This is a genomic window from Kitasatospora sp. NPDC034533 (assembly GCF_055575155.1).
Genome location: NZ_JBVITE010000020.1, coordinates 88054 through 104075 on the forward strand (window position 1 = coordinate 88054; position 16022 = coordinate 104075).

The following is a 16022-nucleotide window of genomic DNA, read 5'->3' on the forward strand; positions in this document are numbered from 1 at the left end:
GTCAAGATCTATCTTTTCCGTGCACGCTTGTATCAAATGACGTCCACCTGTCTTTCATTTTGGTTTGCCGGGCTTTGGCCAAGAGCTGGCCCCGGTCGGGGAGGACGTCACAACGTTGAAGAACATCAGGAGAACCGCTGCGGCCGCCACGGCCACGGCGGTCATAGTCACGCTCGGCGCGGGCCTGTTCCCGAGCAGCGCCGTCGCCGCCGGCGGCACGGCCCCGGTCCTGCGGGACCCGGCCGACGCGGCCGTCCAGGCCAACACCGAGCACAACATCCCGGGCCCGCTGACCGCGAAGGTGACGGCCGAGCAGAAGGCCGCCACCGAGCAGCTGCTCAACGGCACCGCCCAGGTCGAGAAGCACAACGGCAGCACCAGCGTGAAGCTCGGCAAGGACAAGTACGTCGAGCTCGCCCGCGAGCGCACGGACAAGATCTTCACCATCCTCGTCGACTTCGGTGACCAGGTGGACAACACCACCAAGACGCCGGACGGCAGGATCAAGTACGGCGGCGAGCCCGGCCCGAAGCACAACGAGATCGAGAAGCCGGACCCGGCCACCAACAACTCGACCGCCTGGCAGGCCGACTACAACCAGCAGCACTTCCAGGACCTGTACTTCAGCAAGGACAAGCCCTCGCTGAAGACCTACTACGAGAAGCAGTCCTCGGGCCGCTACTCGGTCGACGGCGTGGTCTCGGACTGGGTGCGGGTGCCGTGGAACGAGGCCCGCTACGGCTCCGACTACTGCGGCTCCAACGTCTGCGCCAGCGCCCAGGACCTGATCCGCGACGCCGTGGACATCTGGTACAAGGACCAGCAGGCCAAGGGTCAGACCGAGGCGCAGATCAAGGCGACCCTGGCCCAGTACGACCAGTGGGACCGCTACGGCTCGCACCACGACGGGAACTTCAACCAGCCCGACGGGTACATCGACCACTTCCAGATCGTGCACGCCGGCGAGGACAAGTCCGCCGGTGGCGGCAAGCAGGGCAACAAGGCCCTGTGGGCGCACCGCTCGTACGTCTACGGCAACCTCCAGGGCACGGCCGGCCCCGACGGCAACAAGCTCGGTGGCGTCCAGATCGGCAACAGCGGCGTGTGGATCGGCGACTACACGATGCAGCCGGAGAACGGCGGCCTCGGCGTCTTCGCCCACGAGTACGGCCACGACCTCGGTCTGCCGGACCTCTACGACACCGCCGGCAAGGGCATCGACAACTCGGTCGGCTTCTGGTCGCTGATGTCCTCCGGCTCCTGGCTCGGTGAGGGCAAGGACAGCATCGGCGACATGCCGAACGACCTCGACGGCTGGAGCAAGTACCAGCTCGGCTGGCTGAAGGTCGACCGCGCCAAGGCCGGCAAGGAGTCGACCCACCACATCGGCCCGGCGGAGTACAACAGCAACCTGCCGCAGGGCCTGATCGTCGACCTGCCGAAGAAGAGCATCACCACCGAGATCAACAAGCCGTTCGGCGGCACCAGCGAGTGGTGGAGCGGCAGCGCCGACAACCTGAACGTCACGCTCACCCGTGACATCGACCTGACCGGCAAGGCCAAGGCCGGCATCGACGCCAAGGCCTGGTTCGAGCTGGAGCAGGACTTCGACTACGCGTTCGGCGAGGTCTCCACCGACGGCGGCAAGACCTGGACCGTCGTCGACGGCACCTGGAACGGCGCCCCGCTGCCCCGCGAGAACGGCCGTCCGGCCATCAGCGGCCAGGTGGCCGCCTGGGGCGACCTGTCCTTCAACCTGGACGCCTTCGCCGGCCAGAAGATCAAGTTCCGCTACCACAACACCACCGACGGCGGCCTCCACTACCGCGGCCTGACGCTGGACAACATCGCGGTCGTCGCCGACGGCGCCACCGTCTTCAGCGACGACGTCGAGAAGGGTGACAACGGCTGGTCGGCCGACGGCTTCACCCGCTTCGGCGGCTCGTACACCAAGGACTACGCGCAGTACTACATCGCGGAGAACCGGCAGTACGTCTCCTTCGACCAGACCCTGAAGACCGGTCCGTACAACTTCGGCTTCGCCGACCGGCCGAACTGGGTCGAGCACTACCCGTACCAGCCCGGCCTGCTGATCTGGTACTGGGACGAGTCGCAGGCCGACAACAACGTCAGCATCCACCCGGGCCACGGCCTGGTGCTGCCGGTCGACTCGCACCCGGCCCCGCTGAAGTGGACCGACGGCACCCTGATGCGTCCGCGCATGCAGGGCTACGACTCCACCTTCGGCTCCCGCCGCACCTCCGGTCTGACCCTGCACAAGGCCGGCGTCGAGACCGTCATCCCGAAGGCCAAGGGCGTCGACGAGTTCAACGACCTGAAGTCCTGGTGGAACAAGGACAACCCGTACAGCGGTGTCGACGTCCCGAAGACCGGGACCAGCATCGAGGTCGAGAACGAGTCCTCGAACTACCTGGAGACCTGGATCCGGGTCCGCCCGGTCGACAACTGATCGCCACCCATGGCGATCGGCCTGTGACCAGGCAGCTCTGACAACTTCACGTCCGGCCCGTCCCCGCACCGCGCGGGGGCGGGCCGGACGCCTTTCCGCGTCAGTGGTACTGGTCACAGGCTCCCGGCACGGTACGACCGGTGGTAGTAGCCGGGCGGGGGCGGCCGGCCGGGTGCCGGGGAGCTGCCGTGGACGATCGGATCTCATGATCGTTACTCCGTCGGTTTGAATATCCGGCGCCACGCTGACTACACGCCGTAGTACGTCACGCCGTTTGGGAGTCCGCTCGGTGACCGTTAAACCTGAGTGGTCCCCCGCTCAGCACGCGCCCGAACGGGCTCCGCGTGCTGCCCTCGTACGACCGTGAGGTACGGCAAGCGATGTCCACCGTCCCGTCCGTGGGGCCGGCCCTGCGCCGGCTCGCCGCGCGCGCCGCCGCCCGGGCCGCGGCCTGGCAGCCCAGGATCGGCCATGCCGTCCGCACCCATGCCGCTCCGCTGCGCGCGCTCGGGGCGCCTCGGCACACCACGCTGCCGGGCAGCCGTCAGCGGGCCGAGCACGACCACGCGCTGGCCTCGGCCGGGGCGGCGGCGGTGCTGCTCGCCGGCGTGCTGCTGGTGGTCACGCCCACCACCGCCTCGGCGCAGACCGTGCGGCCCACCACTCCGGGCAGCTCGGCCTTCACGGTGCCGCGGGCGGAGGTGCCCAGCGCGGGGCTGGTCCAGGTGTCCGGCCCCAGCCCGTACAAGCTGCCCGAGGAAGGCGACTCGGCGCAGGCGTTCGTGGGGGTGGCGGCCAACCTGCTGCCGCTGGAGGCGCCGGAGCCGGAAGGCGCCGCCGAACCGGCTCCGGAGACGGAAGCCGATCCCGGGTCCGGCCCCGAGTCCGGCGGTGGGCCGGAGGCCGGTTCCGAGGCCGCTCCCGGGACCGCGCCCGCGCCGGATCCCGAGTGGTCGGCGCCGGTGCCGAACGCTCCGACCAGCAACCCGTACGGGGTGGCCAACCGCGGGTACGCGGCCGGCTACCACACCGGGGTGGACTTCGCCGTCTCCCGGGGCACCCCGCTGCTGGCGGTCGGCAACGCGACCGTGGTGTCGGCCGGCTGGGACGGCGCGTACGGCAAGGAGGTCGTGCTGCGGCTGGCGGACGGGCACTTCGCGCAGTACGCCCACATGTCCTCGGTGACCGTCTCGGCGGGGCAGCGGGTGTCGGCGGGCGAGCGGATCGGGCTGTCCGGGAGCACCGGCAACTCGACCGGCCCGCACCTCCACTTCGAGATCCGCACCAGCAACCGCTACGGCGCGGTGGTCAACCCGATCGCGTACCTCGCGGGGCACGGCGTCTCGGACTTCTGAGCCGCCCGGCGCCGCCGGGCCCGGGCGTCCACCGGCTAGCGCCGGTGGACGGCTCGCTCAGGCACCGGTCCCGGCGGCCGGCTCGGTCAGGAGGCTCCGGCCTCGGCGGCCGGCCGCTGGATCCGGCTGCAGATCTCCAGCGCGACCTCCCGGGCCACCTCGATCGCGTCGTCCAGGGTGGGCGCCGGCTCCAGCGGCTCCCCCCAGACGTTCTGCTCGGGGTGGCCGCAGTGCCCGCCCTCCTTGACCAGGAACAGCGCCGAGTGGATGGAGAACAGGGCCATCGCGGCGCGCAGCCGGTCCTGGAAGTCCGCGTTCGGCCCGTTCACCAGCTGCATCATGGTGATGATGCGCTCCTTGAAGGCCAGCCCGGCCCGGGATTCGCGCAGCGCCGGCTGGTTCTCGTGGAAGAAGCGCAGCAGCGGGGCCCGCTCGACCATGCCGTCCGCGAAGCGGCGGACCAGCTCGTCGCGCATCTCCGGGCTCCAGGCCTGCTCGCGGCCCCACGCGATGGTCTCGTCGATCGGCGCGGCCATCCGGTCGACGATGCCCAGGACGATGTCGTCCTTGGTCTTGAAGTGGTAGTAGAGCGCGGCCTTGGTGACGCCGAGCCGGTCGGCGATCTCGCGCAGCGAGGTCTGCTCGTAGCCCTGCTCCGAGAAGAGCTCCAATGACACCTCGATGATGCGAGCCCTGGTGTCGCTGCGGGGGCTGTGCGGAGTGGCCATGGCCTGCCTCATGACTGCGTCGATGGACTGCGCGGACCCCGAGGTGGTGCCCGCCCCGGGCACATTCTCCCTGCCCAGGGGACCGGTCGGGAAACTGGCTTGACGACCGGCTAGGAAACAACCTACCGTGCCGACGGTCTGATTAACTAGCCGGGCGACAAGTAAGTGAGCCGCCGCACGGCGCGAGGCTCCGTCCGAACCACCCTCCGGGAGACCCCACCCCATGTCACAGTCCAAGACCGCCGGCCCGGAGCCGGAGGCCAAGGCGGCCGAGGAGGAGCAGCCGCGGTCCCCCCGCGAGATCCGCCTCGTGATGGTCGGCCTGGTCGTCACCATGCTGCTGGCCATGCTCGACAACCTGATCGTCGGCACCGCCATGCCGACCATCGTCGGCGACCTCGGCGGTGCCAAGCACCTGTCCTGGGTGGTCACCGCGTACACCCTGGCCACCGCCGCCTCCACCCCGATCTGGGGCAAGCTCGGCGACATGTACGGCCGCAAGGGCACCTTCCTGACCTCGATCGTGATCTTCCTGGTGGGCTCGGCGCTGTCCGGCCTGTCGCAGAACATGAACGAGCTGATCGGCTTCCGCGCCGTCCAGGGCCTGGGCGCCGGCGGTCTGATGGTCGGCGTCATGTCGATCATGGGCGCCCTCGTCCCGCCGCGTGACCGCGGCAAGTACCAGGGCATGTTCGCCGCCGTGATGGCCCTCGCCACCATCGGCGGCCCGCTGGTCGGCGGCTTCATCACCGACCACCTGAGCTGGCACTGGACCTTCTACATCAACCTGCCGCTCGGCCTGGTCGCGCTCGCGGTGGTCGTCGTCACGCTGAAGCTGCCGAAGGTCCGCAGCACCGCCAAGGTCGACTACCTGGGCGCCGTCCTGCTCACCGTCGGCATCACCTCGCTGGTGCTGATCACCACCTGGGGCGGCCAGCAGTACGCCTGGGGATCCAAGGAGATCCTCGGCCTGGCCGCGCTCTCGGCCGCCTCGCTGATCGCCTTCTGCTACGTGGAGCAGCGGGTCGAGGAGCCGATGCTCCCGCTGAGCCTGTTCCGGAACCTGAACTTCACCCTGGTCTCGATCATCGGGTTCATCGTCGGCTTCGTGATGTTCGGCTCGACCGTCTTCCTGCCGCTCTACCAGCAGATCGTCCAGGGCGCCTCGGCCACCAACTCCGGGCTGCTGCTGATGCCGATGATGTTCGGCATGCTGGTGATCTCGCTGGTGGTCGGCCAGGCCGTCACCAAGACCGGCAAGTACCGGATCTACCCGATCATCGGCACCTTCGTGATGGCCGGCGGCCTGATCCTGCTCTCCACCATGGGCACCGGGACCACCCGCTTCACCTCCGCCTGCTGGATGGTCGTGCTGGGCGCCGGCATGGGCTTCCTGATGCAGATCACCATGCTGGTGGCGCAGAACAGCGTCGAGCTCAAGGACATGGGCGTGGCCAGCTCCACCGCCACCCTGTTCCGCACCATCGGCGGTTCCTTCGGTGTCGCGCTGTTCGGCGCCCTGTTCAACAACCGGGTCGCCGACACCATGAAGGACCGGCTCGGCGAGCAGGCCGTCGCCGGTGGCGGCATGAAGGACCCGAGCGAGGTGAGCCCGGCCGTCCTGCGCCAGCTGGACCCGGCCGTCCAGGACGCCTACCACCACGCGGTGTCCAACGGCATGCACACCGTCTTCCTGTGGGGCGCCGGTGTGGCCGTGATCGCGATCGCCGCGGCGGTGTTCCTGCGCGAGGTGCCGCTGCGCGGGACCGGCAAGGACGAGAAGCCGGCCGAGGCCTCGCTGGAGGCTGCGGCCGTCTGACCGGACCGCTCCGCACGGCGCCCCCGGAAGGTCTTCCTCCCGGGGGCGCCGTCGTCGGGAGTCGCGGGGGCTCGTGCTGCGGGGCGGGCCGGCCGCCGCGCTGTCGCTACTGCGGCAGCCGGTAGACGCCCTGCTCGACCGGCTCGACCAGGCCGTCCGCGACCAGGCCGTCCAGGGCCCGGGCCCGCTGCACCGCGTCCGGCCAGACGGCGTCCAGCCGGGCCTGCGGCACCGTCCCGTGCGCCTCGCGCAGCACCGCGAGCAGCTTGCCGCGCACCTGGCGGTCCGTCCCCTCGTAGGACTGGCCGCGCCGGGCCGGGCCCTCGTACGGCGGGCGGCCGGCCCGTTGCCAGGCGCAGCTGGTGAACAGCGGGCACTCCCCGCACTCCGGGCCGCGCGCGGTGCAGACCAGCGCGCCCAGCTCCATCACGCCGACCGCCCAGGTGGCGGCCGTCTCGGCGTCGTCCGGCAGCAGGGCGGTGGCGGTGCGGCGCTCGGCGGCGGTGGTGGCCTGGGCGGGGAACTCGACGCCGGTCACCGCGCGGGCGAAGACCCGGCGGACGTTGGTGTCCAGCACCACGTGCCGCTGGCGGAAGGCGAAGGAGGCGACGGCGGCGGCGGTGTACTCCCCCACCCCCGGCAGCGACAGCAGGGTGGCGTGGTCGTCCGGGACCTCGCCGTCGTGCTCCTCGGTGATCGCCACCGCGGCCGCGTGCAAGCGCAGCGCCCGGCGCGGGTAGCCCAGTCGGCCCCACATCCGGACCGCCTCGCCGGGCGCCTCGGCGGCCAGGTCGGCCGGGGTCGGCCAGCGGGTGAGCCAGGCCTCCCAGGCGGGCAGCACGCGCTTGACCGGGGTCTGCTGGAGCATGAACTCGCTCACCATGACCGCCCAGGGGGTCGCGTCGGGGGCGCGCCAGGGCAGGTCCCGCTTGCTCGCCTCGTACCAGTCCAGGACGGTCGAGTGGAACAGCGGCAGGGGCATCGGCGGCCGGGCGGCGTCGGTGGCGGAGGCGGTGATGGCAGTCATGGCCCTTCGATCCTGCCATGCCCGCCCGCCCCCGCCGAAGTGGAGCGGACCACTTCGGATCTTCCGTGGCTTTCCGAAAATCGTCCGGTTGGGGCTCGCCCGAACGGATCAAATGGCGGATCATGTGAAGGAAGGGGCGACTGTGCGGTGTTGGTGAGTCAATCGCCACACACAGTCTCGTAGAGTTTGATCGTGCCTTCTCTGCGTCAACCCGTCGGACCACTGCCGGCCTCGATCTACTGGCGTCGGCGCGTCGTCGTGCTCGTCGCCGTCGCGGCGGTCGTCGCGCTGATCGCCTGGCTGATGATCGATCAGGGCGGGGGCGGTGACGGCGGCTCACAGGGCAAGGCCGCACAGGCCGTTCCGTCCACGCCTCCGCCCCAGGCGCCGAACCAGACGCCGGCCCAGACCATCACGCCCGGCGCCTCGCCGAGCGGCCCCGCGGCGCCTCCGGGCGGCGGCACCGGGGGCGGTCCGGTGGCGGGCGGCGGCGGCACCGAGGTCAACCTCAGCGGCGGCACCGGCACCGGCGGCGCCAACCCGGCCCCCGGCGGGGCTGCCCCGGCGGGCGGCGGCGGTGGTGGCGGTACGGGCGGTACGGGCGGTTCGGGCGGTTCAGGCGGCGGTGCTCCGGCGGTGAACACCCCGGAGATCATGGCGCTGCCGGTCTGCGCCTCCTCGCAGGTGGCGCTGGAGCTGGCCGGCACCCAGAACTCGTACCAGCCCAAGGACAAGCCGCGGCTGGCCCTGACGGTCAAGAACTCCGCCGGCACCAACTGCCGGGTGGACCTGGGCCGCACCGCCTCCGTGATCACGGTGAGCGGCAGCAGCAACGACCGGGTCTGGTCCTCCGGCGACTGCCCGGCCGACAAGGGCAGCATCTGGGTGCAGCTCGGGGCGAACGGCAGCCAGACCGAGACCTTCACCTGGGACCGCAGCCGCAGCAAGCCGCAGTGCGCGACCGCCGACCAGACGCCGCCGCCCAGCGGGACGTACGTGGTGCTCGCGGAGCTCACCGGGCTCGCCGGGGACAAGGTCTCGGCGCGGGCCTCGATCCGGCTGGACAGCTGAGAACCAGTCAACTTCCTCCCCCGGAGCCCCGGCCGCCGCGCGGCCGGGGCTCCGGCGTGTGCGCTCGCGTGGCGCCGGAGGTGCGGCTTCGCGTGTGCGGCTTCAGGGGCAGGGCTGTGGCTTCGGGAGTGCGGCTTCGGGGCTGCGGCTTCGGGTTGTGCGACGGCCCCCGGGAGAAAGGTTTCTCCCGGGGGCCGTCAGTGAGTTCGGGCGTCCGTACGGCCGCGCGGCCGATCAGACGTAGCGCTCCAGGATGGAGGATTCGGCCAGCCGGGACAGCCCCTCGCGGACCGAGCGGGCGCGGGTCTCACCGACGCCCTCGACGGTCTGGAGGTCGTCGATGCTCGCGGCGAGCAGCTTCTGGAGGCCGCCGAAGTGCTCGACCAGGCGCTCTATGACCGTGTTGGGCAGGCGCGGGATCTTCGCCAGCAGGCGGTAGCCGCGCGGCGAGACGGCGGAGTCCAGCGACTCCGGCGAGCCGGAGTAGCCGAGCGCCTTGGCGACGGTCTGGAGGTCCAGCAGCTCGGCGTGGGTGAGCGCCTCCAGATCGGCCAGCACCTCGGTGACCGTCCGGCCCTTCTTGGCGGCCCGCTCCGGGAAGTAGTCCCGGGCGACCAGCTCGCGCTCCGGCTCCACGCCCGCGATCAGCTCGTCCAGCTGGAGCGACAGCAGCCGGCCGTCGATGCCGAGCTCCAGCACGTAGCCGGCGATCTCGGTGGCGATCAGCCGGACCATCTCCAGGCGCTGGGCCACGGCGGTGACGTCCCGGACCGTCACCAGGTCCTCGATCTCCAGCGCGGAGAGCGTGCCGGCCACCTCGTCCAGACGCAGCTTGTAGCGCTCCAGGGTGGCCAGCGCCTGGTTGGCGCGGGACAGCACGGTGGTGGAGTCCTCCAGCACCCGGCGGGTGCCGTTGACGTACATCGCGATCAGCCGCATCGAGTGCGAGACCGCGACCACCGGGTAGCCGGTCTGCCGGTTGACGCGCTCGGCGGTGCGGTGACGGGTGCCGGTCTCGTCGGTGGGGATGGTCGAGTCCGGCATCAGGTGCACGCCGGCCCGGACGATCTTGGTGATGTCCTTGTCGAGCACCACCGCGCCGTCGAGCTTGCACAGCTCCCGCAGCCGGGTGGCGCTGAACTCGACGTCCAGGACGAAGCCGCCGGTGCACAGGGACTCGACGGTCTTGTCGAAGCCCAGCACGATCAGGCCGCCGGTGTTGGCCCGCAGGACCCGCTCCAGGCCGTCACGAAGCGCGGTACCGGGCGCGATGGCGGTGAGGGAGGCCCGCAGCAGGGCCTCCTCGCGGGAGGCCTTGTCCGCCCCCCGGTCGCTGGCTGCCACGTGACTCCTCCGGTCGACCCCTGCCGCGCGCCTCGCGCCGTGCGCCGCTCCGCGGTCTGTTGCTCTGTCGCTCAGTACCGCTCGGTACTGCCTTCTGGCCAATGAGACTGGGGAAAGTCTAACTGTGTGTGGCTTCGGCAGGGCTTGGGTCAGCGCAGTTCGTCGGAGTCGAGCGGCTCCCAGCCGTCCATCAGCTCCTCCGGATACGCCACCGGGTGGTTCGCGGCCCGGGCGGAGCGGGGCGCGGGCGGCGCCGACGGTGCCTCACCCCGGGCCCCGGCACGGGACTCCGCGCGGGACTCGGTGCGGGCCCCTTCGGTGCGGGCCCCTTCGGTACGGGCCTCGGTGCGCGGTTTCGCGGCGGCGCGGCGGCGGCCCGGAATGGCCCGCAGCGCCTCGCCGATGTCGGCCACCTCGACCACCTTCATGCCCGGCGGCACCTTGCCCGGGTCCGGCGGGACCAGGGCGTGGGTGAAGCCCAGCCGGTGCGCCTCGGCGAGCCGCCGCTGCACGCCCGTCACCCGCCTCACCTCGCCCGCCAGGCCGACCTCGCCGATCGCCACCAGGTTGCTGGGCAGCGGGGTGTCCGTGGAGGAGCTGGCCACCGCGAGCGCGACCGCGAGGTCGGCGGAGGGCTCCGTCAGCTTCACCCCGCCGACCGTCGCGGTGTAGATGTCCTGCTTGCCGAGCTTCACCCCGCCGTGCCGCTCGACCACGGCCAGGATCATCGCGATCCGGGGGGACTCCAGGCCCGACGTGGTGCGGCGCGGGGAGGGGATCTGCGAATCCACCATCAGCGCCTGCACCTCGGCCACCAGCGGGCGCTTGCCCTCCAGGGTGACGGTGAGGCAGGTGCCCGGGACGGGCTTGTCACGCCTGGTCAGGAAGAGACCGGACGGGTCGGCGAGGCCGACGATGCCCTCGTCGTGGAGCTCGAAGCAGCCCACCTCGTCGGTGGCGCCGTAGCGGTTCTTGACCCCGCGGATCAGGCGCAGCCGGGCGTGTCGGTCGCCCTCGAAGCTGAGCACCACGTCCACCAGGTGCTCCAGCAGGCGCGGGCCGGCGATCTGGCCGTCCTTGGTGACGTGGCCGACCAGCAGGGTGGCCATGCCGCGCTCCTTGGACGCCCGGATCAGCGCGCCCGCCACCTCGCGGACCTGGGCCGGGCCGCCGGGGGCGCCGTCCAGCTCGGCGGAGGCGATGGTCTGCACCGAGTCCAGGATCAGCAGGCCGGGGTTGACCGCCTCGATGTGCCCGAGCACGGCGCCGAGGTCCTGCTCGGCGGCGAGGTAGAGGTGCTCGGAGAGGGCGTTGATCCGGTCCGCGCGCAGCCGGACCTGGCCGGCCGACTCCTCGCCCGTCACGTAGAGCGTGCGGTGCCGCGCGGTGGCCGCCTTGGCCGCGACGTCCAGCAGCAGGGTGGACTTGCCGACGCCGGGCTCGCCGGCCAGCAGCACCACCGCGCCGGGCACCAGGCCTCCGCCGAGCACCCGGTCCAGCTCCGGGACGCCCGTCGACCGGGCCGTCGCCACCTGGCCGTCCACCTGGGCGATCGGGCGGGCCGGGGCGCTGACCGGGCCGGCGGCGGTGGTCCGGATCGGGACCGCGCCGTACTCCTCGACCGTGCCCCAGGCGTTGCACTCCGGGCAGCGGCCGACCCACTTGGGCAGCTGGTTGCCGCACTCGGTGCAGCGGTACGCCGGGCGCGGCTTGGCGGTGGTCTTGGAACGCGGAGGCATGCGGCCCACCGTAGCGCCTGGGTGTGACAGCGGCGGTCCGCCGGCGGGCTCGCCGTGCGTCCACACAGATGGGCGATGTTGTTACCCGAAAGAAGTACATAACGGGGGAATGGGCGGGGTCAGCCGTCTGCGGTCTCTACCGTCGGACGGGTGACAACGCGAACTGTGGGCCTGACCGGGAGGGCCGGAAGAGCCGGGGTGGTCGGGGCGGCTGGGACGGCCAGGGCTACGGCCGAGGCTGCCGAGGTGCGGGCCGGGGCCGTGCTCGCGGTGTACGAGCGGCAGGCGGACGGGCTCTTCACCTACTGCCTCTCGGTGCTCTGCGAGCACGACGCGGCCGCCGAAGCCCTGTGCGAGGTCCGTGAGCTGGCGCGGCGGCACGGCGACCGGCTGACCGAGCCGGGGCTGCTGCGGGCCTGGCTGTTCTCGCTGGCCCGGTACTGCTGCCTGCGGCGGCTCGCGGGCGGCGGGGAGGCCGCGCCGGGTGCCGGGACCTGCGCCGAGGGCGAGGCCGGGCGAGGGCCCAGGGCGGCTGCGGGCGAGGCCGAGGCGGCCCGGCGGCGGCGCGAGCTGTCCTCGCTCGCCTGGCCGGAGGCGGCCGGTACCGACCCGGAGCAGCGGGAGGCGCTGGAGCTGTCCGTCCGGCACCGGCTGACGCCGTTGGAGGTGGCGGCGGTGCTGGGCCTGCCGTTCGAGCGGACCCGTGAGCTGCTGGCCGGGGCCGAGGCCGAGGTCGCCCGGACCAGGGCGGCGCTGCTGGTGCTCGGCGTCGGCAGCTGTCCGGAGCTGGACCGGCTGGGCGGGGCGGGGGCGGAGTCCTGGCGGAGCTGGGTGCTCGGCCCGGCGCTGCGGCGGGAGCTGGTGCAGCACGTGGTGGACTGCCCGACCTGCCGGGGGACGGCGGAGCGGGTGGCCGCGAGCGAGGCGGGGGAGGGTACGGCGGGGGTGGCGGGGCTTTCGCTGCTGCGGGCTCCGGGGGCGGCTGTTGGCGGGGCGGCTGTTGATGGGGCGGCTGTTGAGGGGGTGGCTGCTCCGGGGGTGGAGTCGGGGTTGCGGTTCGACCAGGGCGGCTTTCCTCGGCACCGGGCGCCGGACGTGGGGCGGGGGCTGGCGGTGCGCCGGCGGGTGGTGACCACCGGGGTGCTCGCGGCGGTCCTGGCCGCGCCGGTGATCGCGCTCTGGGCCGGGCACCGGGGCGATGGGGGCGCGAGGTCGGCGGCGGTGTCGGCGGTGCGGGTGGACGAGGCCGGACGGTCGGCCGGGCAGCGGCCGGCGGTGGGTGGACCGGCGGGGCCGGGGGCTTCCGGTATGCCGGGGATGGAGCTGGCGGGCGGCGCCGGCGGGGTCGGTGTTGGCGGGAGCGGTGCAGAAACGTTGCTTCCCGGCCTGCCCCGGCTGACCGTTCAGGGCGCGGTGGTCCCGGTCCCGGTCCACGGCGCGACCCCGCTCACCAGTCCGGACCTGGTCGCCGCACCCGCCCCGGCCCCGGCGGTCGACCGCACCTCCACGCCGGGCACCGGCGAGCCCGCCCCGGCCGGACTGCTCACCGTCGAGGCCGCCGAGTACGGCAGCCGGACCATCCTCACCCTCACCAACTCCGGTGGAGCGGAGATCCGTTGGCGCGCGGTGACGGACGCCGGCTGGCTCCGGCTCAGCCGTGACTCCGGCACCCTGGCGCCCGGCCAGCGGATCACCGTGATCGTCACCGTGGACGAGGACCAGGCGCCGACCACCCACTGGACCGCCCGGATCGCACTGCCGCCCTCACAGGCGGTGGTCACCCTGGAGGGCGGACCGCACAACCGCGGCGGCTCCGGCTCCTCCCCCGCCACCCCTCCGCCGTCCGCGACACCGACGCCTCCCGCCACCCCCTCCCCCACGGCGCCCGCATCCCCCTCTCCCTCCCCCTCGGACACCCCCACCACCGCGCCCAGCCCGGATGCCACACCACACCCCACAAGCACGCCGACGGCATCCCCGTCCGATCACTGACCCGGCCCGGAGCAAGCCTGCGTGAGAAGTCGACCCGGCCGACTTCTCATGCAGCGGCATGCGGCCAAGCACGCGGACCAACCACCGGATCCCCTGCAAAGCCCCGGCAGCGGATGCACAGGAAGTCGGCCCGGCCGACTTTTCGCGCAGGGAAGAACGTGAGTTAACGCGCGTAGAAACGCCCAGCAGGGGCCATCGACAGGCGAGACACCCGCGAGAAGTCGACCCCGCCGACTTCTCGCGCGCAGGGGCGAGCAGGCATCAGTCAGGCACGCAGACCGCGAAACCAACGAACCAGCGCACAGGAAGTCGACTGGCCCGACTTCTGGTGCATGGCGTGCGAGGAACGATCGGCACGCGCATGGAAGCGCCGAGCAGGGCTTCCGAAAGGCGAGGGCGCACAGAAAGTCGGATCCGCCGACTTCTCGTGCAGGGCCACGGCCGAACGCCAACCGCCCAGACAGCCAAGCCGCCACGCCACCCTCGCCGGCGACCAACCGGCCGCGCGCGAGAAGTCGGCCGGGCCGACTTCTCGCGCAAGGCTTCGGCGAGTCGACGCGCGTAGATTCACGGCGGCGGAGGGGTCGGACATGGAAAGTCGACCGGGCCGATTTCTCGCGCAGGGTGGGCTGGTGGCAATGGAGTGCATGGGCCACTGGCCGGGCTTCCCTGCGTGAAAACGGCAGCGGGCGCACAGGAAGTCGGTGTGGCCGACTTCCTGTGCAGAAGGGTGGCGGGCGAGGAAAAATCAACGCGCGTAGAGGCGGCCGGGCGGGGGCTTACGGAAAAGGTGAGGTGCATGGGAAGTCGGACCCGTCGACTTTCAACGCGCGAGGGCCATCGGATGGGTGAAGCGGGCGGGCATCGGGCGGATACTCAGGCCCGTTGCCGGGTGCCACCCGCCCGGCGAATCGGCAGGGGTGCACAGGAAGTCGGCCCGGCCGACTTTTCGCGCGGGGCAGGCCGAAAGCAACCCACGCACCGGAGGAGAGCCTCGGGGGCTGCGCAGGAAGTCGACTCGGCCGACTTTTCGCGCGGGGCAGGCCGAAAGCAACCCACGCGCCGGAGGAGAGCCCCGGGGGTTGCGCAGGAAGTCGGCTGGGCCGACTTCCTGTGTGCGGGGTGGGCTGGTCAGGTGCGGTGGATCGGGGGGATTTGGTAGGTCCCGTCGAGAACCGGGGGTTCGGGTTGGTAGATGCGGAGGATGGGGCGGAACTCGCCGGGTGGGGTGGGGAGCCAGTTGGCGGCGGCGTCCGGGTCCTCGGGCTGGTCGTGCTGGAGGATCAGGGTGAGGGAGCCGTCGTCGCCGTGGACCAGGCCGGGGGTGCGGTCACCGATCGAGTAGCGGTCGATCGGGTTCTCCACCAGGCAGTAGTCCGGAACGGAGTACATCGTGATGGACCAGAACGCCCCGGCCGGGGGCGGCTGGTCGAAGTGCAGGGTGTAGCTGTTGGCGCCGCTGAGGGGCCGGCCGTCCGAGTCGTCGTAGGTCATCGCGTACGAGGCCTCGTAGGCGTGGTTGCCCCAGAGGCCCGCGCGGGCGGCGGCGGCCCGGCTGAGGTAGGCGGCACGGCGGTCCGGGATGCGCCACTCGGGGTCGTCCAGGGTGCCGGGGCCCAGGTGGTCGGTGTTGTAGTCGAAGAGGTGGAGCGTGCTGCGCCATTCGCCGAGCGGGTGGTCCTCGGGCGGGCGGGTGGCGGCCTCGACCCGTTCGCGGCCGGCGGCCAGGCCCTTGGCCAGCGCCAGCGTCCACTCCGGGGCCGCCGCCCGGTACGGCGAGGCGCCGTCGTCCAGCAGGCCGAGCGCGGCGAAGCGGCGCTGGTACTCGATGTCCGCGGTGGCGGGCGGGTAGGCCTGCATCCAGACCCGCAGGCGTTCGAAGAAGGCCAGCCGCTCGGGTACCCCGTCGTCCGGCTCGGGCAGTCCGGCGACCAGGCCCCCGGCCTCCAGCGGCTCCAGCTCCAGGGCGGCCTGGAGGGCCCGCACCCGGGGCAGGTCGTCCGGGCCGAGGCAGGCGAAGCGGCCGACGAGGGTGCCGACGGTGGTGGGCAGCTCGATCACCCGGGACGGGTCCGACGGGGTGCCATGCCAGCCGGGCGGGACGATCAGCCAGGTCTGCGCCTCGGTGCCGGTGGCCCGGCGGCCGAGGTAGGCGATGTTGTCCGTCCAGGCGTCGATGACCTGGAGCACGTAGTAGGCGCCCGCGGTGTCGGGGACGCGCAGCACCTGCGGGCCCTCCGAGAGGTCGAGCTGGGCCATCGAGTAGATCGTGTCGTTGTTGACGGAGACGAAGTCGTCGGCCGGGCCGGCCAGCCGGGTGGCGTGGCCGAACCGGTTGAACGGCGCCGCCGGCAGGGTGCCCAGGCCGCCCTTGGTGAAGCGCTCGACCATGGTGAGGCCGGCGACCAGCGGGTAGCCGTAGACGTACGCGTCGGCGGCCAGGGCCTCCAGCTCGGACTGGTTCATCACGGGTCCTT

Annotated in this window: 10 protein-coding genes; 5 read left to right on the forward strand and 5 right to left on the reverse strand. The window is 72.2% G+C overall.

The annotated features are described in order from the left end of the window. Positions 1-115: 115 nt before the first annotated feature. The gene (locus ACZ55U_RS17090) at positions 116-2470 is read left to right on the forward strand and encodes an immune inhibitor A domain-containing protein (RefSeq protein WP_465526926.1); all 2355 of its coding nucleotides are present in this window, start codon (positions 116-118) and stop codon (positions 2468-2470) included. A gap of 380 nt (positions 2471-2850) precedes the next feature. Then, complete coding sequence (locus ACZ55U_RS17095) at positions 2851-3825, forward strand: M23 family metallopeptidase (protein ID WP_465526927.1); 975 nt, start codon at positions 2851-2853, stop codon at positions 3823-3825. Between the two features lie 86 nt (positions 3826-3911). Here ACZ55U_RS17095 and ACZ55U_RS17100 read toward each other — a convergent pair whose 3' ends face one another. Then, entirely contained in the window at positions 3912-4553 is a 642-nt protein-coding gene (locus tag ACZ55U_RS17100; RefSeq protein ID WP_465526928.1) for a TetR/AcrR family transcriptional regulator, read from the reverse strand. A gap of 223 nt (positions 4554-4776) precedes the next feature. Between ACZ55U_RS17100 and ACZ55U_RS17105 the strand changes: the two genes are divergently transcribed. Then, positions 4777-6372 (forward strand): MDR family MFS transporter, encoded by a 1596-nt coding sequence (locus ACZ55U_RS17105; RefSeq protein WP_465526929.1) that lies wholly within the window; start codon positions 4777-4779, stop codon positions 6370-6372. Positions 6373-6478: 106 nt separating this feature from the next. On the opposite strand, the gene ACZ55U_RS17110 is transcribed toward ACZ55U_RS17105, so the two are convergent. After that, positions 6479-7399 carry an HhH-GPD family protein gene (locus ACZ55U_RS17110; RefSeq protein ID WP_465526930.1) on the reverse strand — a complete coding sequence of 307 codons (921 nt, stop codon included), beginning with the start codon at positions 7397-7399 and terminating at the stop codon, positions 6479-6481. Positions 7400-7591: 192 nt separating this feature from the next. On the opposite strand from ACZ55U_RS17110, the gene ACZ55U_RS17115 reads away from it, so the two are divergent. Continuing rightward, complete coding sequence (locus ACZ55U_RS17115) at positions 7592-8470, forward strand: hypothetical protein (protein WP_465526931.1); 879 nt, start codon at positions 7592-7594, stop codon at positions 8468-8470. A gap of 234 nt (positions 8471-8704) precedes the next feature. Here ACZ55U_RS17115 and disA read toward each other — a convergent pair whose 3' ends face one another. Both disA and radA read right to left on the reverse strand, forming a co-directional pair. After that, positions 8705-9763, reverse strand: coding sequence for a DNA integrity scanning diadenylate cyclase DisA (disA, locus tag ACZ55U_RS17120; RefSeq protein ID WP_188306273.1), 1059 nt, complete (start codon positions 9761-9763; stop codon positions 8705-8707). Positions 9764-9963: 200 nt separating this feature from the next. Continuing rightward, a complete protein-coding gene (gene radA / locus ACZ55U_RS17125; RefSeq protein WP_465526932.1) occupies positions 9964-11553 on the reverse strand; it encodes a DNA repair protein RadA in 1590 nt (529 codons plus the stop codon). 150 nt (positions 11554-11703) lie between these two features. Here radA and ACZ55U_RS17130 point away from each other — a divergent pair, with 150 nt between their 5' ends. Next, positions 11704-13545, forward strand: coding sequence for a BACON domain-containing protein (locus tag ACZ55U_RS17130; RefSeq protein WP_465526933.1), 1842 nt, complete (start codon positions 11704-11706; stop codon positions 13543-13545). A gap of 1131 nt (positions 13546-14676) precedes the next feature. On the opposite strand, the gene ACZ55U_RS17135 is transcribed toward ACZ55U_RS17130, so the two are convergent. Further along, positions 14677-16011 carry a DUF1254 domain-containing protein gene (locus ACZ55U_RS17135; protein WP_465526934.1) on the reverse strand — a complete coding sequence of 445 codons (1335 nt, stop codon included), beginning with the start codon at positions 16009-16011 and terminating at the stop codon, positions 14677-14679. Positions 16012-16022 lie beyond the last annotated feature (11 nt).